The following is a 19,358-nucleotide window of genomic DNA, read 5'->3' as shown; positions in this document are numbered from 1 at the left end:
GCCGTTGTCACGGCGACGGAGAGTTGCGACCCCTCTCGAGTCAGCCGCCCTGCGAATCGCCCCCACCCCCGTCGAAGGCGGGCTCAGATCGCCGCGTTGTACGCGTCCCGGAGGTCGCCGGTCGTCCCCTGAATGCGCCGCGACGCCTCGGCGACGGCGTCGAGCGGGTCGACGCCGCCTTCGGTCTTCACGGAGAGGATGGGGTCGGTCTGCCCTCCCGACTGCTCGGGGTTCATGTCGTAGGTCGCGGCGGCGACGCCCTCGGTTTCGAGCAGCGCGCCCTTGAGCACGTTCATGAAGGTGTGATCCTCGCCGGCGATCTCGATGCGGAGTTCCTCGTCCGTCTTCTCGATGACCCGCAGTTCCATGTCAACACCTTCTGTCGTCGCCTGTTTCAACGTTTCGTATCGAGGGACGCCGACGAACGCGCGCGGTGTCCCGGTCGACGGGGTGCGCAGGTTTATACGCGATAGCGCGGCCATCGTCACCATGCGTTGACGAATCGACGCGGGACGGTCCGCGGCAGTACGGTACCCCGTCTCGCGGTGTCGCCCCGTACCGTCCGTTCGCCACACAGGAGGTCATCGGGCGTCTCACTCGAACCGCTCGGGCGCGGTCGCCGCGGAGGCGACCCGAACGGCGGCGACGTTCTCCGCGACGTCGTGAACGCGGACGACGTCAGCGCCCCGTTCGACCGCCACCGCGCTCCCCGCGACGGTCGCGGGGAGGTCGTCGCCCGCCGTTCCGCCGACGAGTTCGAACATCGACTTGTGCGAGTGGCCGACGAGCACCGGACAGCCGAGCGCCTCGAACTCGTCGAGGCGGCCGAGAATCTCGAAGTTCTCCGCCTTCGACTTCCCGAAGCCGAGGCCGGGGTCGACGATGACGCGCTCGCGAGGAATCCCCGCTTTCTCCGCCAGAAGGACGCGCTCCCCGAGTTCGTCGATGACGTCCTCGACCACGTCGTCGTACTCGACGCGCTTTTCCGGAACCACCGGCGCGTCGATGCTGTGCATCACGATCACGGGCACCTCGCGTTCGGCCGCGAGAAACCGCATCTCGGGGTCGGCGAGGCCGGTCACGTCGTTGAGGATGTCCGCCCCGGCGTCGAGCGCCGCTCTGCCGACCGCCGCCTTCCGCGTGTCGATCGAAATCCACGCGTCGAGGTCGGCGACGGCTTCGATGACGGGGACGACGCGGTCGATCTCCTCGTCGACCGGGACGACGTCCGCTCCCGGACGGGTGCTCTCGCCGCCGACGTCGATGATGTCCGCGCCCGCCGCGATCATCTCCTCCGCTCGCTCGACCGCGGCCGCGGCGTCGAAAAATTCACCGCCGTCGTGGAAGCTGTCCGGCGTGACGTTGAGGATGCCCATCACGGCGGGGCCGTCCGTCCACGGGTAGCCGTGCGCCGGCGATTCGACGCCGGTCTCGAGCCGATCGCGCATCCCGGTCGCGACGTCGTCGAGTCCGAACGGCCGTCCGTCGAGTTCGTCGACGAGTCGTTCGAACTGCGCGAGGCTACCGGTCAACACGACGTCGACGAGCTCGCCGTCGGTTCCCGCACCAGAGACGGCACACCCGCCGTCGACGGCGAGCATCGCCTCCCGCAGATGCCTCGCCTGTCGTCGCTCGACGCGCGTCTTCACCGTCCGATGGACGGCCTCGTCGCGCGTCGAATCTACGTCTTCGGGAGCGGCGTTCGCTCCGGAGAGCACCTCGCGGGCGTCGCCGATGTCGCGGACGCGCTTCGGAATCTCGACTCGCGTCCACGTCCGCCGCGCCTCCGCGACGCAAAACAGCGACCCGGTGACGAGCACGCAGTCGTCCGGCTCGGCGCGATCGACCGCGGCCGAGACCGCGTCGGCCACGGAGCGCGAGAAGTCCGCGTCGGCGACGCCGGCGTTCGCGAAGACCCGCGCGAGGACCTCGGGATCCTCCGCGCGGTCGAGGTTCGGCCGGCACGTCAGGACCGAGGTCGGATCGGGGAGGGCTTCGGCCATGCCGCGGTGGTCCTTGTCGTGCATCGCGCCGAAGACGAGGTGAAGATCGTCGTACTCGAACGCCGAGAGCGTCGCCGCCAACTCGGCGCACGCGCCGGGGTTGTGCGCGCCGTCGAGCACGATCATCGGATCGCGCTCCATCACCTCGAAGCGCCCCGGCCAGTGGGCGTTTCTGAGCCCGCGAGCGAGCGTCGACTCGGGGACGTCGGTCACTTGCCGCGCCAGTTCGCAGGCGATGCCGGCGTTTCGGGCCTGATACGCGCCGACGAGCGGCAGCCGGGCCTCGACGGACCAGTCGCGGCCCGCCACGGAGACCCTCGACTCGGCGTGGTCCGTTCGACCGCCGTACTCGACGGTGACGGCCGAATCCCCGGTTTCGTCCACCGCGATCACGTCGCCCGCGACGTCGCGAATCGTTTCGAGCGCTTCGCCGGTCGCGGCGGTGACGAGCGGCGCGTCCCCGGGGGCGATCTTCGCCTTCGTCGTCGCGATCTCTTCGATCGTGTCGCCGAGAACCGCCGTGTGTTCGAGGGAGACGTTCGTCACCGCCGCCGCGACGGGATCGACGACGCTCGTCGCGTCGAACTCGCCGCCCAGTCCGACTTCGAGAACGCCGACGTCGACGCCGGCGCGGCCGAACTGGCGGAGTCCCATGGCGGTGACAACCTCGAAGAACGTGAGCGGTTCGCCCGCGGCGGCCCGCCGGATCAAGAACGGCTTGACTTCCTCGACGAACTCCGCGACCGCCGAGCGGGGCATCTTTCGCCCGTCGACGCGGATCCGCTCGCGGAGATCGTCCAGGTGCGGCGAGGTGTAGAGGCCGACGCTGAGGCCGGCCTCGCGGAGGATCGATTCGACCATCTTGGCGGTGCTGCCCTTCCCGTTCGAACCCGCGATCTGGACGAACCGCACGCCCTCGTGCGGGTTTCCGAGGTGCGCGAGGAGGTCCCGGACGGACTCCGTTCCCGGTTTTACCCGGAACCGGCGGAGGTCGAAGAGGAAGTCCGCCGCCTCGTAGTACTCCATACTCGTGATCTCACGTCTCCCGCGCTTTAGCGTGTCGAACGATTCTCAGTCGCTGCATCGAGGGGTGCGACGCAGCGTTCGGGCTCGCGCTACATTCAGACGCTCCCTCGCTGACGCTCAGTCGTGTCGGAAACACCGAACGACTCCCAAACGCTCGTCTTTCGAGCTTCAGACACTCCCTCGCTGACGCTCAGTCGTGTCTGAAGCACCGCCGGCCGGTGAACGTCATCGCCATCCCGTGCTCGTCGGCCGCCTCGATGACGTCCTCGTCGTTGACGGACCCGCCCGGTTGGATCACCGCCGCGATCCCCGCGCTCGCCGCCTCCTCGATGCCGTCGGGGAACGGGAAGAACGCGTCGGAGGCCATCACCGCGCCCTCGGCGGACTTTCCCTCCGCGTGCTCGTCGGCCTTCATCGCGGCGAGACGAACGGCGTCGACGCGGCTGACCTGCCCCATGCCGATTCCGACCGTCTCCGTCCCCTCGGCGAAGAGGATGCCGTTGGATTTGACGTGCTTGAGCGTCTTCCACGCGAACAACATCGTCTCGATCTCCTCGTCCGTCGGCGCTCGTTCGGTGACCACCTCCAGATCGTCGCGGGTCGGGGTCCACCGATCCCGTTCCTGGACGAGTCGGCCGCCGACGATCGGCTTCTCGGCGAACGGCTCGTCGTACCCGTCGAGTTCGCCCACGTCGAGCACGCGGAGGTTCTTTTTCCCCCGGAGCACGTCGAGCGCGGCGTCCGTGTACCCGGGCGCGACGACGACCTCCTTGAAGGAGTCGACGATCAGCTCGGCCGTCTCCGCGTCGCACTCGCGGTTCAGCGCCACGATGCCGCCGAACGCGCTCATCGGATCCGTCGCGAGGGCGCGCCCGTACGCGTCGGCGAGCGCGTCGGCGGTCGCACAGCCGGCTGGGTTCGCGTGTTTTATCACCGCGGCCGCGGGCTCGTCGAACTCCTTTATGAGATCGAGCGCGCCGTCGGCGTCGTTGTAGTTGTTGTACGACAACGCCTTCGCGCCCTCGTTGCGCTGGGCCGCGTGGACGACGCTCGCCTCCTCGCAGGCGTCGTCGACGTACAGCGCGGCGGCCTGGTGGGGGTTCTCGCCGTACCGCAGCGTCGTTCCGCGCTCGTCGGAGACGAGCCGGCGCTCCGGGAAGTCGCCGCCGACGTCGCCCTCCACGGCGACGGCTCCGTCGTCGACCTCGACGCGATTCTCGGCGAACCAGCGGACCGCGCGGGGGTACGCCGTGAACTCGGCCTCGTGGAGGACGCGTTCTTTGAGCGCCTCGGCGTCGTCGCCCTCGTACACGGGAACCGCCTCCTGCGTGACGATCGGCCCGGCGTCGACCTCCTCGGTCACGACGTGTACCGTACAGCCGGTCATCCGCACGCCGGCGTCGAGCACCTGTTCGTGGGCGTCCGTCCCGGGGAACGCCGGGAGCAGGGACGGGTGGACGTTCAGCGTGGTCGGCGCGCCGTCGAGGAACTCGGCGGTGAGAACGCGCATGTAGCCGTCGAGACAGACGAGGTCGAAGTCGTACCCGTCGAGCCGGTCGAGAATGCGACGCTCGTGGGACTCGCGGCCCTCTCCCTCGTCTCTCGTCACGACTTCGGTCGGAACGCCGCGCTCGGACGCGTCGGCGAGGACGGGCGCACCCTCCTCGTTCGAGAGGACGACGGCGAGTTCCGCCCCACCCGGTGCGCGGTCGGCGACGTGCAGCAGGTTCCGTCCGCGATTGCTCGCGAGGCCGGCGATCTTGAGCATGGTCGATACACCCCCCGCCGGAGGAAAAACAGTTGCGGTTGGACGGGCGAATGTGCACAGCTTCGTGTATAGGATCCGGACATTTCGTCCACGTTCTCGGCGCAGATATACACGGAGATGGCATCATCCACCGACACGCTTTTGCGGGTCCCGCGGGCAGAGCACACCATGACCGCGATTCCCCGGGACGATCCGCTCGCGGCGGTGTCGCCGCTCGACGGCCGGTACGCGCGTCGAACCGCCCCGCTTTCGCCGTACGCGAGCGAGTCCGCGCTCATGCGCGCCCGCGTCCGCGTGGAGGTCGAGTACCTGCTCGCCCTCGCGGGGCTGGAGGCGACGCCGCTTTCGTTCGACGACGACGAGGCCGCAGCCCTGCGCGCGCTGTACGAGGAGTTCGATGCGGCGGACGCGCGCCTGATAAAGCGGCTGGAGACGGAGGGTGCTGCGGGTTACGCCGCGACGAACCACGACGTGAAGGCCGTGGAGTACTTCCTCCGGACCGAGACGCCCGCGTCGGTGCACCCGTGGATCCACTTCGGGCTGACGAGCGAGGACGTGAACAACCTCGCACAGCGGCTGCTCGCCAAACCCGCGGTCGAGGAGGTGCTGTTGCCCGCGCTGGCGGAGGTTCGCGACGACCTCGCGGCGCTCGCGCGGGAGCACCGCGACGCGCCGATGCTCGCGCGGACGCACGGACAGCCGGCGACGCCGACGACGTTCGGCAAGGAGATGGCCGTGTACGCCGCCCGGCTCGGCCGGACGATGGGACGCGTTCGGGAGGCCGCGGCGGGGCTTTCGGGCAAACTCGCCGGCGCGTCCGGCACGTACGCCGCCCACGCCGCCGCCTACCCCGACGTGGAATGGCGAGCGTTCTCGCGGGAGTTCGTCGCGGGGCTCGACCTCGAACACGCGCCGCTCGCGACGCAGGTGAACCCCTGCGACGACCTCGCGGCGCTGTTCGACGCGCTCCGCGGCGTCAACAACGTCCTGATCGACCTCGACCGCGACGCGTGGCTCTACGTCTCCGACCGCTACCTCGGCCAGCGCGCCGTCGAGGGCGAGACCGGTTCGTCGACGATGCCGCACAAGGTGAACCCGATCGACTTCGAAAACAGCGAGGGAAACCTCTCGAAGGCGAACGCGGACCTCTCGTTTCTCGCCGACTACGTCACGACGTCGCGCCTCCAGCGCGACCTCTCCGATTCGACCGTAAAGCGGAACGTCGGCGCGGCGTTCGCGCACTGTCTCATCGGCTACGGGAAGACGGCCGCCGGGCTCGGGAAGGTGGTGCCCAACGAGACGGCGATGCGAGAGGAGCTGGAGGCGAACCCCGAGGTCGTCGGCGAGGCCGTCCAGACGATCCTCCGCCGGGAGGGCGACGCGGAGGCGTACGAGCGCGTGAAAGACCTCACCCGCGGGCAGCGGACGACGATCGAGGAGCTCCGCGCGCTGTTCGACGACCTCGACGTGGACGAGGACGTGCGGGCGGAGCTGCGGGCGCTGACGCCGGCGGGGTACACGGGGCTGGCTGCCGACCTCGTCGACGAACTGGACGGCGACGCCGTAGATAGCGACGGCGCGACCGACGACGGCGCGGACGACGCCGGCGATCCCACGACCGACTGAGTCACCTCGCCGCAGTCGAGCGATTCCCGCGCGCCGGGAATCGGCCCCCGTTTATTCGTGATTTCGTCTCGAACCCGAGAGGATAGACCGTTCAGTTCCCGCCGCCGAGGAATCACGTTCCGGTTATATCGGATTTCCGTCCCGACCCGTAGATATGACCGACGACACGATCGGCGCACCCGGCACCGAGATCTCGCGGCGCGAATTCCTCGCGGCGACCGGAACGACGGGAGCCGTCGCGGCCGCGGGTTGCATGCAGGCACCGATGGCGCAGTCGGACGGTTCGGCGGAGAAGCCGCAGGCCGAACCCGGGAGCGATCTGCCGCTGACGGCTCCGCCGGAGGTCGTAGACCTCGACGAGCGCGGCCACGAGGTGACGATCAGTTCGCTGCCGGCCCGCCACGAGGCCCACCCGGGCGAGGAGATGGGCGGTCCGGTGAATCTCCCGCAGGTGTGGGCTTTCCAGGCCGACGACGGGAAGCCGAGCGTCCCGGGGCCGATCCTGCGGACGACCGAGGGCAACGACCTGAAGATCACGCTGAACAACGAAAAGAGCGACCACCCCCACACGCTGCACTTCCACGGCGTGCGCAAGACGTGGGAGAACGACGGCGTGCCGACGACGACGGGCGTGCAGGCCGACCCCGGCGAGACGCACACATACACCATCCCGGCGAACGTCCCCGGGACCCACCTCTACCACTGCCACTACCAGACGCCGATGCACATGGACATGGGGATGTACGGCATCCTCCGGGTCGACCCCGAGGGGTACGAACCCGCCGACAAGGAGTACTTCATGACGATCAAGGAGTGGGACACCCGCCTCTCGCGGCAGTACGGCGGCGAGGACGCGACCTACGACCTCACGAACCGCCGCCCCGACGCGTTCACCATCAACGGCAAGTGCGCGCCGCGGACCCTCCACCCGGAGGACGGCTCGCCGATGATCGTCGACCGCGGCGACACCGTCCGGATCCACTTCGTCAACGCCGGGTTCATGGCCCACCCGATGCACACCCACAACCACCGCTTCCGGGTCGTCGAGAAGGACGGCAGCGAGATGCCCGAGGCGCTCCGATACGAGCAGGACGTCGTCTACGTCGCCCCGGCCGAGCGGTACACCGTCGAGTTCGAGGCGGACGCGGACCCCGGGATCTACCTCCTGCACTGCCACAAGGTGGATCACGTGCGGAACGGCAGCTCCTACCCCGGCGGCATGGTGGGCGGGATCGTCTACCGGGACGCGATGGATTCGGACATCTTCCGCGAGCTGATGGACTACGCGGGGTACGAAGGATGAGCGACGGGAACGCCCTCTCGCGTCGGACGGCGCTGCGGGCCTCGGTCGGCGCGGCGACGGCGGCGGCCGCCGGGCCGGCGATCGCGCTCGGGGGCGGTTCGGCGGCGGCGCGGGCCGAACCGGACTACGGCGACTGGTTCGACGACGTGGACAACTTCGACGGAACGGTCGACGAGCGCGGGTCCGACGCGGTCACCGTCGAGGTCGGCGCGGACGCGAACGGCGACGCGTTCGGCTTCGAACCCGCCGCCGTTCGGGTCGACCCCGGAACCACGATCGTCTGGGAGTGGACCGGCGAGGGCGGCAGCCACAACGTCGTCGCCGAGGACGGGTCGTTCGAGAGCGACCTCTCGGGCGAGGCGGGGTTCACCTTCGAACGCGCCGCCGAGTCGGAGGGGGTGGTGAAGTACGTCTGCGCGCCCCACGAGGCGGTGGGAATGAAGGGCGCGATCGTCGTCGGCGACGCAGCGGGGGCCGGAAGCGGCGGCGGCGCGCCGGACGTCTCCGGGGCGGAACTCGTCGCGGGCGGATTGGTCGCCGGGGTGCTCTCGCCGCTCGCCTTCGGCCTCGTGCTCCTGTTCCGCGGGATCGGGGACGAACCGCGCGGGCGACGCCCGCCGGGAGGCGGACGCCGTCGGGGCGACGGTGACGCCGCGCGCGCCGGGCGGTGACCGACCGCACCGTCGACTCTCCCCTCCTCGGTACCTTTTTGTGCCCCTCCGCTAACACGTACGCCGTATGAACCCTCCAGACGAACGAGACGACACCGCCGGCGGACCTTCCCACGAACCGGTCGGCGGCGATCGCGGCTGTCCGAAGTGCGGTCACGACGAGACGGAGACCGACTCCATCTCGACGACCGGGTCCGGCCTCTCGAAGATGTTCGACATCCAGAACCGCAGCTTTACCGTCATCTCCTGTACGAACTGCGGCTACTCCGAGCTGTACCGCGGTCAGTCGAGCGGCAACCTCGTCGACCTGTTTTTCGGGTAGGCGCGGGCGCGCCGCTCGAAGCTACTCGTCGTTTTTGAGCCAGCGGCCGAGCCACCCGTCGCCGGTTCGCCGGCGGGCGATGACGACCGGCGCATCGGCGTCTCGGCGGACCGCGTCGGTCGTCGAGCCGAAGACGAACTGCCGGAGGCGGCTCTTCGTCGGCGCGCCGAGCACCGTGACGTCGTAGTAGTCGGCCTGCTCGATGATCGCCCCCGCGACGTCCTCGGCTTCGAGGAGCCACGGATCGACGCGTTCGAACCCGTCCGTCCGCTCTCTCGCGGCGGCGAGGCGCTCCTCCCCCCGGTGTCGTTCCTCGTCCGAGGCGTCCGGGTCGACGACGTGGACGAGGTCGACCCACGCGCCGGTCCGCCTCGCGAGCGCCGTCGCGGCGTCGACGGCGAACCCGGAGTGGGGGCCGCCCGCGACCGGGACGAGGATCGACGAGACGGTGTCGAGCGTGCCGCGGCCGTTCGCGACGACGACGTCGGCGTCGACGTGGGTCGCGATCCGTTCGACGACGCTCTGGCGGACGCCGTTCCAGAAGTCCCCGGACGGCGACTCCTGAAGGACGACCGTCGCGCCGTCGCGGCCGTCGACGACCTCCGAGACGGTGCGGACGGGGTCGCGGCCGACCAGCACCTCGCCGGAGACGTCCGTCGCCCCCGCGAGATCCTTCGTCGTCCGCCAGACGTGCTTTGCGACGAGGTGGTGCTCCGCCCGCGTCTCCCCGTCGAACTCGACCGGCATCGACCCCGGCGAATACACGGGGCGGAGAAACAGGATCTCCGCGCCGCGCTCGGCCGCGAGCGCGCTGGCGAGGACCCGACTCTCGGACGTTTCGTCGGCTTCGAGGATCGGGACCAAGATCGCCTCCCCGGCGGGGGCGGTCGGGCCGTCGGACGGGAGCGATTGGAGCGCGACCGTCGAACCCACTCGCATGGCTCTCCTGTGATTCCTCATCCCTATAAACGGTGCGGATAGTTCGAATCGCGTGAAATACCGTAAATCGGGTGATTCACCGCTCGGCGGCGGACGAATCGGGAAACCGCGGCCCCGTCCGACGACGCGTCAATCTGAGGTGACGAACGTCCGGAGCGTCTCCTCGACCGCGGCCGCGGCGGTCCGGACCTCGGCGGTCCGGACGTACTCCCGCTCGGCGTGGGCGACGGCACCCTCGCCGTCCGCGAGGACGCCCGGACCGAACACGACGGTCGGCGCGGGCGCGAAGTACGACGCCTCGGTCGCGGCGGCGAAGGGACGCACCTCGCCGCCCGCGCCGTTCGACGCTCGCGCCGCGACCGCAGCGAGGGTGCGCACGAGCGGCTCGTCCTCGGGCGTGGCGAACGCCTCCAGGAACGGCGTCTCGCGCGGCGTCAGGGCGAACTCGACGTCGACGTCGGCTGGGACGGCCTCGCGGAGGTGTCGCTCCAGCGACTCGCGAAAGCCCGCGGCGGTTTCCGGCGGAACGCTCCGGCGGTCGACGACGATGCGGCACTCGGCGGGAACCTGATTCGTCGCCTCGCCGCCCGAGACGGTCGTCGGGGTGAGCGTCGCCGAACCGAGGGACGGGTGGGGGTCGCGGTTCTCGTCGAACGTTCGGAGCGCCCCCAGCGCCGACTCGGCGGCCGCGACGGCGTTGACGCCGGAGTCTGGTTCGGCGGCGTGGGCGGCGCTCCCCGCGAGGCGAATCGTCCCCTGGAAGCGTCCCTTCGCGGCGTTGCACACGTCGAGGCCCGTCGGCTCGCCGACGACGTACGCGTCGCCGTCGAGGTCGAGCGCCGCCGCTCCCGTCGAGAGCCGCTCCTCGTCGGGCGTGACGGCGAGCGTGACGCGCCCGCCGCCGTCGCCGGGATCGACCGCGAGAAACGCCGACAGCAGCGCGGCGAGCGGTCCCTTCGCGTCGCAGGAGCCGCGGCCGCGGATCACCCCCCGCTCGCGCCCGTAGGGGACGTGCGGCGGAACGGTGTCGATGTGCGTGTTCAACACGACGTGCGGCGATCCGGAGCCCTTGCTCGCGACGGTGTTGCCCGCGTCGTCCACGTCCGCGCCGACGCCGTGCGCCGCGAGCGCGTCGACGAGGAAGGCCCGCATCTCTCCGACGCCCTCGTGGGAGGCGATCGGGACGGCCGACTCCAGAAACTCGATCGGATCGAAGGACACGGGAGGAGAGGAGAGAGCTACGCCCCGTCGGCGGGTCGACGGCGGAGTTCGCCGGCGTACTCGCGGACGACCGGGCCCCGGAGCGTCGCGGTTCCTCGATCGGGAACGGTTATCTCCAGTTCGCCGCCCGGCGGACTGACGGCGACGGGGCCGTCCCCGTCGCGGAGGCCCAGGCGCTTCGCGGCGGCGACGACGGCGACCGCGCCGGTGCCGCACGACCGGGTCTCGCCCTCGACGCCCCGCTCGAACGTCCGCTGGACGAATTCGCCGTCTTCGGTGCGGGAGGCGAAGGTCACGTTCGCGCCGCGGGGGAACGCCCCCGCGTGCCGGACGGCCGGCGCGACCGCCTCGACGTCCACCCCGGCCACGTCGTCGACGAACGCGACCGCGTGGGGGACGCCCGTGTTCACGGCCGTCACCTCGACGCCCTCGACCTCCTCCGCGACGAGGGGCTCGTCGCGCGCGAGGGGTACGTCTCGCGGCGAGAAGGAGGGGACGCCCATCTCGATGGTGACGTCGCCGTCGGCGTGGATTCGGGCGCGGCGGGTCCCCGCCTGCGTGTCGACCATCACCTCGCGGCGGTTGGTCCGCCCGGCGGCCCACGCGGCGGCGCAGCGCGCGCCGTTGCCGCACATCGCGGCGGTCGACCCGTCCGGTTGAACGAGCGTCATGATCACCCGCGGCGGCGAGTACTGGTCCTCCAGCGCGAGAAAGAGGACGCCGTCCGCCCCGACGCGTCCGCCCTCGTCGGGGGTGACGTCGTCGAGATCGTCGGCCCCGGCACCGGTGTCGCGGTCGCAGTAGGTTGTCGCGAACGCGCCCCGGTTGGGGATGAACGCGTCCGCGTCGACGATGACGAAGTCGTTGCTCGTTCCGTGGTACTTTTCGAACGGTACGCGGTCGTCGTGTCGAAGGCTCATAGGTCGATTCCGCGGTCGGAAGTCGGTTCAGTTCGGTGGTGCATCGGTTTCCAACTCGGTCAGATCCGCCAGCCGTTCGCGCCTGCGGGCGAGCCCGGCGCGGCCGCCCGAGAGGGCGACCTCCGCCGGCCGGGGACGGGAGTTGTAGGTGCTCGACATCTCGTACCCGTACGCGCCCGCGTTCCCGACGGCGAGGACGTCGCCGCGCGAGGGACGCGACAGTGGCCTGTCTTCGCATAACACATCCGCGCTTTCACAAATAGGCCCCGCGACCGTGACAGGAATTGCCGGTCCGTTAGGATCCGTGACGTTCCGGATCGCGTGGTAGGCGTCGTACATCGCGGGCCGGAGCAGCGTCGTCATCCCCGCGTCGACGCCGACGACGGTCGTATCGGGGAACTCCTTTACGGTGTTGACCCGCGCGAGGAGGACGCCCGCGTCCGCGACGACGTATCGCCCCGGTTCGACCGCGAGCGTCGCGTCCGCGTCGCCGAGCGCGTCGCGCGTGGCGTCCGCGACCGCGTCGAGGTCGAGTGGGGGTTCGTCCTCGCGGTAGGGGACGCCGAAGCCGCCCCCGACGTCGACGAACTCGAGGCCGCCGACCTCGCGCGCGAGGTCGCCCATGCGCCGGACGAGTTCGCGGTGGTTCGCCAGGTCGTCGCCGGAGATGCCGCTGCCGGCGTGGGCGTGGATTCCGACGACGTCGAAGTCGGCGCGGGCCGCGTCGACGACCGCGGCGGCGCGGTCGTACGGGACGCCGAACTTCGCGTTCGCGCCGGTTCGGACCTTCTCGTGGTGGCCCGCGCCGACGCCCGGGTTCACCCGGACGCACAGGCGGCCGTCGAAGCCGCGCTCGCGCAGGCGGTCGATCGTGTCCGTCGCGCCCGCCGTCACCGTCAGGTCCGGGTGCTCGCCCCACCGCTCCACGACGTAGTCGAGGTCGCGAGCGGGCGGGTTGACGGCGGTGTACTGGATCCCGTCCCCCGAAAAGCCCGCGTCGAGGGCGCGCTTCACCTCGCCGGCGGCGGCGCACTCCGCGGCCATCCCGGCGTCGCGGACGGTTTCGAGCACCGCCCGGCCGGTGTGCGCCTTCGCGGCGTAGCGGACCTCGGCGTCGGGGAACGCCGCGCGCAGGCGCTCGCAGTTCTCGCGCACCCGGTCGAGGTCGATCGCGTACAGGGGGGTGTCGTACTCGTCGGCGAGCGCGAGCAGCGCCTCGGCGTCCCAGTCTTCGAGGCGGCGGATCGGCGGGTTGTCGGCGTTTTCTCGTCCATCGGGGTCGCGCGCGGCGATCGCGCCGGAGTCGTCGGGGCCGGTCATGGGGATCACTCGCGCAGCGCTTCCTCGCGGCGGGTCGCGTCGAGGGTGTCCTCCTCCACGTCGAGCGCGACGACCGCGGGCTTGTACGCGCCGCCCGCGAAGAGTTCGTGGTCGCCGATCGAGGACTCGACGAATCGCGTGAACGCCCGGCGCTCGGCGGGGAGGTGGCCGTAGATCACTTCGTCCTCGACGAGGTCGTACACCGGGATGCGCGGCGTCAGCAGGGTGTTTTCCCCGACGACGGAGTTCTCGCCGACGACGAACCCGGAGGTGACGCGGCAGCCCGCCCCGAGGGAGACGCCGTCCTCGACGACGACCGGGTTGCTCTCGACGGGTTCGAGCACGCCGCCGATCAGCGTGTTCGCTCCGAGCTTGACGTTCCGGCCGATCTGCGCGCAGGAGCCGACGGTGTCGCAGGAGTCGACGAGTGTCCCGTCGCCGACGTGCGCGCCGACGTTGACGAACGACGGGCTCATCATGATGCAGTTCTCGCCGAGGTACGCGCCCCGCCGGACGGTCGTCCCGTCGGGCGTGTTTCGCGTGCTCCGCGCGGCGAAGTCCGCGGTGTCCCGGAGCGCGAGCACGTCGTGGTAGGTGACGCCGCCGTAGGCGCGCGGCTGGATCTCCCGCAGGCCGAAGTTGAGCAGGATGCCGCGTTTCACCCACTCGTTGACCGTCCACGCGCCGGGGCCGGTCCCGCCGACGTTCTCGGCGGCCCTGATCTCGCCGGTCTCGAGCGCGCTCAGGAACTCTTCGAGCGTCGAGAGCGCGCCGGAGCCGGCGATCTCTGCGTCGATCTCGTCGTTCTCGCGTCGCTGCCACAGGTCGTCGATGTCGGTTCGAAGGCTCATGGTGAATCACCGATCACGTCGAAGAAGTCGTACTCGCCGGCCTCGCGGCCGACGACCCACGCCGCCGCGTCGAGCGCCCCCTCGGCGAAGACGCCGCGGGACTCCGCGCGGTGCGTGAGCGAAAGCAGTTCGTGGTCCCCGGCGACGAGCACCTCGTGCTCGCCCGTAATATCGCCCGCCCGGCGGGCGTGGACGCCGATCTCGCCGCGCCGGCGCGGCCGGTCGCCCTCCCGCCCGTGAACGAGGTCCGCGTCGCGGCCACCCGTCTCGGAGCCGGCCAGCGCGTCCTCGACGTCGTCGAGGAGCGACTTCGCGGTCCCGCTGGGCGCGTCGCGCTTGCCGTTGTGGTGGGTTTCGGTCAGTTCGACGTCGTACCCCGGCAGCGCCGTCACGGCCTCGCGGACCGCCCGGCGGAGCGCCGCCACCCCCCGGGCGAAGTTCGCCGCCTTCAACACCGGGATCTCCGCCGCCGCCTCGCGCAGCGCCGCCGTGCCGCCGTGGTCGAAGCCGGTGGTGCCGACGACGGCCGGGACGCCCGCCTCGGCGCAGGCGGCGACGTACTCGACGCTGGAGTCGGGGCCGGTGAAGTCCACGAGTGCGTCGGGTTCGCGCGCCGCGAGGAGGTCGGGCAGGTCGGCCGCGCGCTCGACCGCGACGCCCTCGATCTCCCCGACCTCGCTCCGGTTGACCGCGAGGCCGACGGCCGCGTCGTCGCGGGCGGTCGCCGCGCGGATCACCTCGCGGCCCATGCGCCCGCCGGCCCCGGTGACGGCGACGCTGACCGGCTTCGATCCGGCCGAGGACGACCCCGAACTCACCGGTCGGCCCCCGCCTCGGTCGCCGTCGGTTCGGCCTCCCGCTCCCCGCCGCGTTCGGCCTCGCTCTCGCCGTCGAGGTCGGCCAGAAGCTCCCGGAGGCGGTCGACGTGCTCGTCGGACAGCCGGGAGAGCGGCGGGCGGAGTCGGGCCGGGCCGTAGCCGCGGAGCTCCATCGCCTCCTTCACCGGGATGGGGTTCGTCTCGACGAACAGGTGCCGGACGAGCGGCCCGAGTTCGTGGTGGATGCGCCGGGCGCGCTCGTAGTCGTCCTCGAGGGCCGCCCCCACGAGCGCGCAGGCGCGCTCGGGTTCGACGTTGGCGACGACGCTGATCGTGCCGACGCCGCCCACCGAGAGGACGGGGAGGGTCAGGCCGTCGTCGCCGGAGAGCACGTCGAAGTCGCGGTCGCGCGTGCGCTCTACGATCTCGGAGATCTGGTTCAGGTCGCCGCTCGCCGCCTTGTAGCCGGCGACGTTCTCGTGGTCCGCGAGCGCGACGACGGTGTCGACCGCCATGTTCCGCCCCGTGCGCGAGGGGACGTTGTACACGATCTGGGGCAGGTCGATCGCGTCCGCGATGGTCCGGTAGTGGTCGAGCATGCCCGCCGGCTCGGGCTTGTTGTAGTACGGCGAGATGAGGAGGAGGCCGTCCGCGCCCGCGTCGGCGGAGCGCCGCGAGAGTTCGAGCGCCTCGGCCGTGTTGTTCGAGCCGGAGCCGGCGATCACGGGGACGTCCGTCACCGCGCCCGCGACGGCCTCGATCACCTCGACGTGTTCGTCGTGGGTGAGGGTCGCGCTCTCGCCGGTCGATCCGACCGGAACGAGCCCGTCGACGCCCGCCGCTTCGAGCCGCCGCGCGTCGTCTCGTAGCTGTTCGAAGTCGATCTCGCCCTCCGGAGTGAACGGCGTGGTCATCGCCGGGTACACCCCTTCGAACGTCGTGCCAGTGGTTGTCATCGTCTGTATCGTGTGTGGATCGGTCGGTCGCCCGTCGGTGCGCCGCCTGCGGTCACCCGGGACGAGGTCGCCACCCCCGCCGCGAGCGGTCGTCACGGGCGTTTTTTGAGAAAAGGCGCGGCCGTCGCTGTCGCCGAGGGCGTCCCCGCGACCGCGATGGCGAGGTTCACACGTTGGAAAGCGCGTCTCTCTCCCTTATACCTTGCGCCGCTCGCCAGAACTGCCTGACGTGTTCTCGTGTGGCACAGTTCGAGCGCGACGCGGCGGTTACCGGTCGACGCGCCCGTAGCGTCGCTACCGCTCGCTGGCGAGCGGGCTCGCCCGTCAGCGCGAGCGTCGTCCTCCGGGACGACTCTGCGCCCTGGTTATACCGACGAGAGTAATACCTATCAGGTATTACCTCGTAGTTGTACGCGCTATGCCGCGCGTTACCACCAAGGGTCAGGTCACGATCCCGAAAGGGATCCGCGACACGCTCGGAATCGAGCCCGGCGACGAGGTCGTCTTCGAGCAAACCGACTCCGGGTACGAGCTGCGAAAGGAAGAGCTGATCACGGCCGAGGGAGAGGACCCCTTCGAGAAGTACCGCGGGAGCGCCGGGGGCGACGAGACGATGACCGAGCGGATGCGCCGACTTCGTGGCGAGTACCCCCGCGGCGTCGGCGAGGGCTCGAACGACGTCGATTCCGACTCCGAGGCGGAGACGTGACCACCGCGGTCGACACGAACGCTCTCCTCGCGCTGCTGTACGACGACGCCCACGCCGACGCGAGCGAAGCGGAACTTCGGCGCGCCTACCGGCGGGGGCGACTCGTCGTCACGTCGATCGCGTACGCCGAACTCGCGGCGGACGGTCACTTCGACGCGACGTCCCAGCTGGACCGATTTCTCGAAGATCTCAGCATCCGGGTGGTAGCGCCGTCGCGAGAGGCGTCGTTTCGGGCTGGGCAGGCGTTCCGGCGGTACACCGATCGGCGACCGGACGGGCTCCAGTGTCCGTCCTGCGGTGCGGAACGGACCGTCGGCTGTGAGGAGTGCGGCGAAGATCTCGCGCCGCGTCAACACGTCGCCGCGGACTTCGTCATCGGCGGCCACGCGACCGCCGACGCCGACGCGCTGATCAGTTTCGACGCCGGCTTCTACGGGACCTATTTTCCGGCGCTGACCGTGCGTCCCGAGCGGTAGCCCTCGCCCGTCCGCCGCGCGGCCGCGGCTCGTCGGTCGCAATTGCGGCTGAGCGACACTACGGTCGAGCGACACCGCGGTCGAGCGGCACAACGGTTAAGCGATGCGCGCGGGGTGCGCGAGGCGCGAGTTTTTAACCGATGCCGCGCCCACCTCGAACCAATGCTCGAAGGTGTGAACGTCGCGCTCGGCGTCTCGGGGAGCATCGCCGCGGTGAAGGTCGTCGAGCTGGCTCACGAGCTCCGACGGCGCGGCGCGGCGGTTCGCGGCGTGATGACCGACGGCGCGCGCGGCATCGTCCACCCGTGGGCCGTCGAGTTCGCGACCGGAACCCCCGTCGTCACGGAGCTCACCGGGCGGGTGGAGCACGTCGAACTCTGCGGCCGCGACGGCTGGGCCGACGTGCTGCTCGTGGCTCCGGCGACCGCGAACACGGTGGGGAAGATCGCCGCCGCCGTCGACGACACGCCCGTGACGACCTGCGCGACGACCGCCCTCGGGGCCGACGTCCCCGTGGTCGTCGCGCCGGCGATGCACGAACCGATGTACGACCACCCGGGCGTGCTCGACGCGATCGAGCGCGTCGAATCGTGGGGCGTCGCGTTCGTCCCGCCGCGGATCGAGGAGGGGAAGGCCAAGATCGCGACGGAGGAGGCCATCGTGACGGCCGTCGCCCGGGCGACGGCCGAGCGGACGCTCGCGGGAAAACGGGTCGTTGTCACCGCCGGCGCGACGAGCGAACGGATCGACCCCGTGCGGGTGTTGACGAACCGCGCCTCGGGAATGACCGGTCGCGCTGTCGCGCGCGCGTGTCACGTACGAGGGGCGGACGTGACGCTCGTCCACGACGGCCCCGACGTCCACTACGCCGAGACGATGCGCGTGGAGAGCGCCGCGGGGATGCTCGCGGCCTGCGAGGAGGCGTGCGAGGGTGCCGACGCGCTCGTCTCCGCCGCGGCCGTCTCCGATTTCACCGTCGACCCCGCCGCGGAGAAGATCCGCTCCGGCGAGCCGCTGACGCTCGATCTCGAACCGACGCCGAAGCTCATAGACGAGATGCGCGGGGCGTACCCCGACCTCGTCGTCGTCGGCTTCAAGGCCGAAACGTCGGGGGACGACGACGCGATGGTCTCGGAGGCGCGCCGGATCATGGACCGCGCCGGCCTCGCGTTCGTCGTCGCCAACGACGCGTCGGTGATGGGCAAAGCGGAGACGCGGGCGCTCGTCGTCCGCGCGGACGCCGTCGACGAGTTCGGCGGGGACAAGGACGCGCTGGGCGACCGAGTCGCCGCGGAGCTGTCCCGCGAACTGGGGTGAGCCGGGAGGCGACGGCCGGTACGCCTACCACCGTGACGGTCGTACCCGGACGCATGACGGAGAGTGCCGTCGCCGCACAGCACAGAGACCGCCTCGCCGCCGAATTCGACGCGTCCGTCTGATGTTCGTCTCTCCCGGTCAGCTACTGGACGGCACGGTAGGGCGGTTCGACTACGGCGCGTTCCTGCTCCAGCTCGGCGTCTTCGCCGTGACGTTCGCGGTGACCTACGGGATCGGTCGGCTCGTCGCGGTCCCGATCGGCGACCGCGTGCTGCAGAGCGAGCGTATCACGCCCACGGTCAGGCGACCGTCGATGAAGGCCGTCCGCGCGGCCGTCGTCGTCGTCGCCTTCTTCGCCGGCCTCTTTTTCGCCCGGCTGGAGACGCTGTTGTCCGTGACGGGAGGCCTCGCGGCCGCGCTGACGCTCGCCGTCGGGTTCGCGTCGCGGAACGTCATCGGCAACCTCGTCGGCGGCGTCTTCATCGTCACTGACCCGAAGTTCAACCTCGGCGACTGGATCGAGTGGGAGGACAACGAGGGCATCATCGAGGACATCAGTTTCCGGGCGACCCGCGTGCGGACGTTCAGGAACGAACTCATCACGGTCCCGAACTCGGTGCTCGCGAACGCCGTCGTCACGAACCACGCCATCAAGGACCGCCTCCGGATCGACTACGCGTTCAGCGTCGAGTACGGCGGCGACATCGACGGGATGCGACGCGTGCTGATCGAGGAGGCGAAGTGGAACCCCCGGATCCTCGCCGATCCGGAGCCGGAGGTGATGGTCGACGACGTCACCGCGGCCGGCATCGGACTCACGTCGCGCTTTTGGATCGAAAACCCCACGCGGCGGAAGTACCTGTCCGTCCGCTCCGCGTACTTCCAGGCGGTCAAAGAGCGCTTCGAGCGCGAAGGCTTCGAGATGTCTCCCGACTATCTGGAGCTGACCGGCGATCTCGACGTGAGCGGGTCGACGGTCGTCGACGACTGAGGGGACGCCGCCCTCGCGCGCGGCCGGTCCTCCCGGAACGGTGGACGGCCGGGGCGACGCGGATCGGTGCGTCGAATATAAAAATAGTTTTGCGTGGACGGCTACTCGTCTCATACGATCA

General features: G+C 70.6%; 18 protein-coding genes. 8 read left to right on the top strand and 10 right to left on the bottom strand.

Annotated features, from left to right (window positions below):
* Positions 1-83: 83 nt before the first annotated feature.
* The 3 genes from C3L37_RS13840 to purH form a co-directional block, all read right to left on the bottom strand.
* Entirely contained in the window at positions 84-368 is a 285-nt protein-coding gene (locus tag C3L37_RS13840; RefSeq protein WP_129115193.1) for a DNA-directed RNA polymerase subunit L, read from the bottom strand.
* A 225-nt stretch (positions 369-593) separates the two neighbouring features.
* Positions 594-3,029: a dihydropteroate synthase gene (gene folP, locus C3L37_RS13835; protein ID WP_129115192.1), complete on the bottom strand. Its 2,436-nt coding sequence runs from the start codon at positions 3,027-3,029 to the stop codon at positions 594-596.
* A gap of 190 nt (positions 3,030-3,219) precedes the next feature.
* A complete protein-coding gene (purH, locus tag C3L37_RS13830; protein ID WP_129115191.1) occupies positions 3,220-4,797 on the bottom strand; it encodes a bifunctional phosphoribosylaminoimidazolecarboxamide formyltransferase/IMP cyclohydrolase in 1,578 nt (525 codons plus the stop codon).
* Between the two features lie 168 nt (positions 4,798-4,965).
* Between purH and purB the strand changes: the two genes are divergently transcribed.
* The 4 genes from purB to C3L37_RS13810 all read left to right on the top strand — a co-directional run bounded on the left by purB (position 4,966) and on the right by C3L37_RS13810 (position 8,719).
* Positions 4,966-6,423, top strand: coding sequence for an adenylosuccinate lyase (purB, locus tag C3L37_RS13825; protein WP_129115190.1), 1,458 nt, complete (start codon positions 4,966-4,968; stop codon positions 6,421-6,423).
* Positions 6,424-6,577: 154 nt separating this feature from the next.
* Positions 6,578-7,726, top strand: coding sequence for a multicopper oxidase domain-containing protein (locus tag C3L37_RS13820; RefSeq protein ID WP_129115189.1), 1,149 nt, complete (start codon positions 6,578-6,580; stop codon positions 7,724-7,726).
* The gene (locus C3L37_RS13815; RefSeq protein WP_129115188.1) at positions 7,723-8,397 is read left to right on the top strand and encodes a halocyanin domain-containing protein; all 675 of its coding nucleotides are present in this window, start codon (positions 7,723-7,725) and stop codon (positions 8,395-8,397) included. Before C3L37_RS13820 ends, C3L37_RS13815 begins: the two co-directional genes overlap by 4 nt.
* A 67-nt stretch (positions 8,398-8,464) precedes the next feature.
* Complete coding sequence (locus C3L37_RS13810) at positions 8,465-8,719, top strand: zinc ribbon domain-containing protein (RefSeq protein WP_129115187.1); 255 nt, start codon at positions 8,465-8,467, stop codon at positions 8,717-8,719.
* A gap of 21 nt (positions 8,720-8,740) precedes the next feature.
* On the opposite strand, the gene C3L37_RS13805 is transcribed toward C3L37_RS13810, so the two are convergent.
* The 7 genes from C3L37_RS13805 to dapA all read right to left on the bottom strand — a co-directional run bounded on the left by C3L37_RS13805 (position 8,741) and on the right by dapA (position 15,744).
* On the bottom strand, positions 8,741-9,658 hold the full coding sequence (locus C3L37_RS13805; protein ID WP_164974753.1) for a universal stress protein: 918 nt from the start codon (positions 9,656-9,658) through the stop codon (positions 8,741-8,743).
* 129 nt (positions 9,659-9,787) lie between these two features.
* Positions 9,788-10,879 (bottom strand): M20 family metallopeptidase, encoded by a 1,092-nt coding sequence (locus tag C3L37_RS13800; RefSeq protein WP_129115185.1) that lies wholly within the window; start codon positions 10,877-10,879, stop codon positions 9,788-9,790.
* Between the two features lie 17 nt (positions 10,880-10,896).
* Positions 10,897-11,799 (bottom strand): diaminopimelate epimerase, encoded by a 903-nt coding sequence (gene dapF / locus C3L37_RS13795; RefSeq protein WP_129115184.1) that lies wholly within the window; start codon positions 11,797-11,799, stop codon positions 10,897-10,899.
* Between the two features lie 27 nt (positions 11,800-11,826).
* Positions 11,827-13,119, bottom strand: coding sequence for a diaminopimelate decarboxylase (lysA, locus tag C3L37_RS13790; protein ID WP_129115183.1), 1,293 nt, complete (start codon positions 13,117-13,119; stop codon positions 11,827-11,829).
* 5 nt (positions 13,120-13,124) lie between these two features.
* Complete coding sequence (locus C3L37_RS13785) at positions 13,125-13,970, bottom strand: 2,3,4,5-tetrahydropyridine-2,6-dicarboxylate N-succinyltransferase (protein WP_129115182.1); 846 nt, start codon at positions 13,968-13,970, stop codon at positions 13,125-13,127.
* Entirely contained in the window at positions 13,967-14,719 is a 753-nt protein-coding gene (gene dapB, locus C3L37_RS13780; RefSeq protein WP_129115277.1) for a 4-hydroxy-tetrahydrodipicolinate reductase, read from the bottom strand. Before dapB ends, C3L37_RS13785 begins: the two co-directional genes overlap by 4 nt.
* Before the next feature lie 65 nt (positions 14,720-14,784).
* Positions 14,785-15,744: a 4-hydroxy-tetrahydrodipicolinate synthase gene (gene dapA, locus C3L37_RS13775; protein WP_129115181.1), complete on the bottom strand. Its 960-nt coding sequence runs from the start codon at positions 15,742-15,744 to the stop codon at positions 14,785-14,787.
* A 418-nt stretch (positions 15,745-16,162) separates the two neighbouring features.
* Between dapA and C3L37_RS13770 the strand changes: the two genes are divergently transcribed.
* The 4 genes from C3L37_RS13770 (at position 16,163) to C3L37_RS13755 (ending at position 19,237) form a co-directional block, all read left to right on the top strand.
* Positions 16,163-16,453: an AbrB/MazE/SpoVT family DNA-binding domain-containing protein gene (locus C3L37_RS13770; protein ID WP_129115180.1), complete on the top strand. Its 291-nt coding sequence runs from the start codon at positions 16,163-16,165 to the stop codon at positions 16,451-16,453.
* Positions 16,450-16,929: a type II toxin-antitoxin system VapC family toxin gene (locus C3L37_RS13765; RefSeq protein ID WP_129115179.1), complete on the top strand. Its 480-nt coding sequence runs from the start codon at positions 16,450-16,452 to the stop codon at positions 16,927-16,929. The genes C3L37_RS13770 and C3L37_RS13765 overlap by 4 nt, the downstream gene beginning before the upstream one ends.
* A gap of 162 nt (positions 16,930-17,091) precedes the next feature.
* Complete coding sequence (gene coaBC, locus C3L37_RS13760; protein ID WP_129115178.1) at positions 17,092-18,246, top strand: bifunctional phosphopantothenoylcysteine decarboxylase/phosphopantothenate--cysteine ligase CoaBC; 1,155 nt, start codon at positions 17,092-17,094, stop codon at positions 18,244-18,246.
* Positions 18,247-18,367: 121 nt separating this feature from the next.
* Entirely contained in the window at positions 18,368-19,237 is an 870-nt protein-coding gene (locus C3L37_RS13755; RefSeq protein WP_129115177.1) for a mechanosensitive ion channel family protein, read from the top strand.
* The last annotated feature ends 121 nt before the right edge of the window (positions 19,238-19,358 follow it).

It is taken from the genome of Halegenticoccus tardaugens (genome assembly GCF_004116405.1).
GTDB classification, from domain to species: domain Archaea; phylum Halobacteriota; class Halobacteria; order Halobacteriales; family Haloferacaceae; genus Halegenticoccus; species Halegenticoccus tardaugens.
Note: the sequence above shows the minus strand (reverse complement) of the source record. Positions and strands in the feature narration are given on the sequence as shown.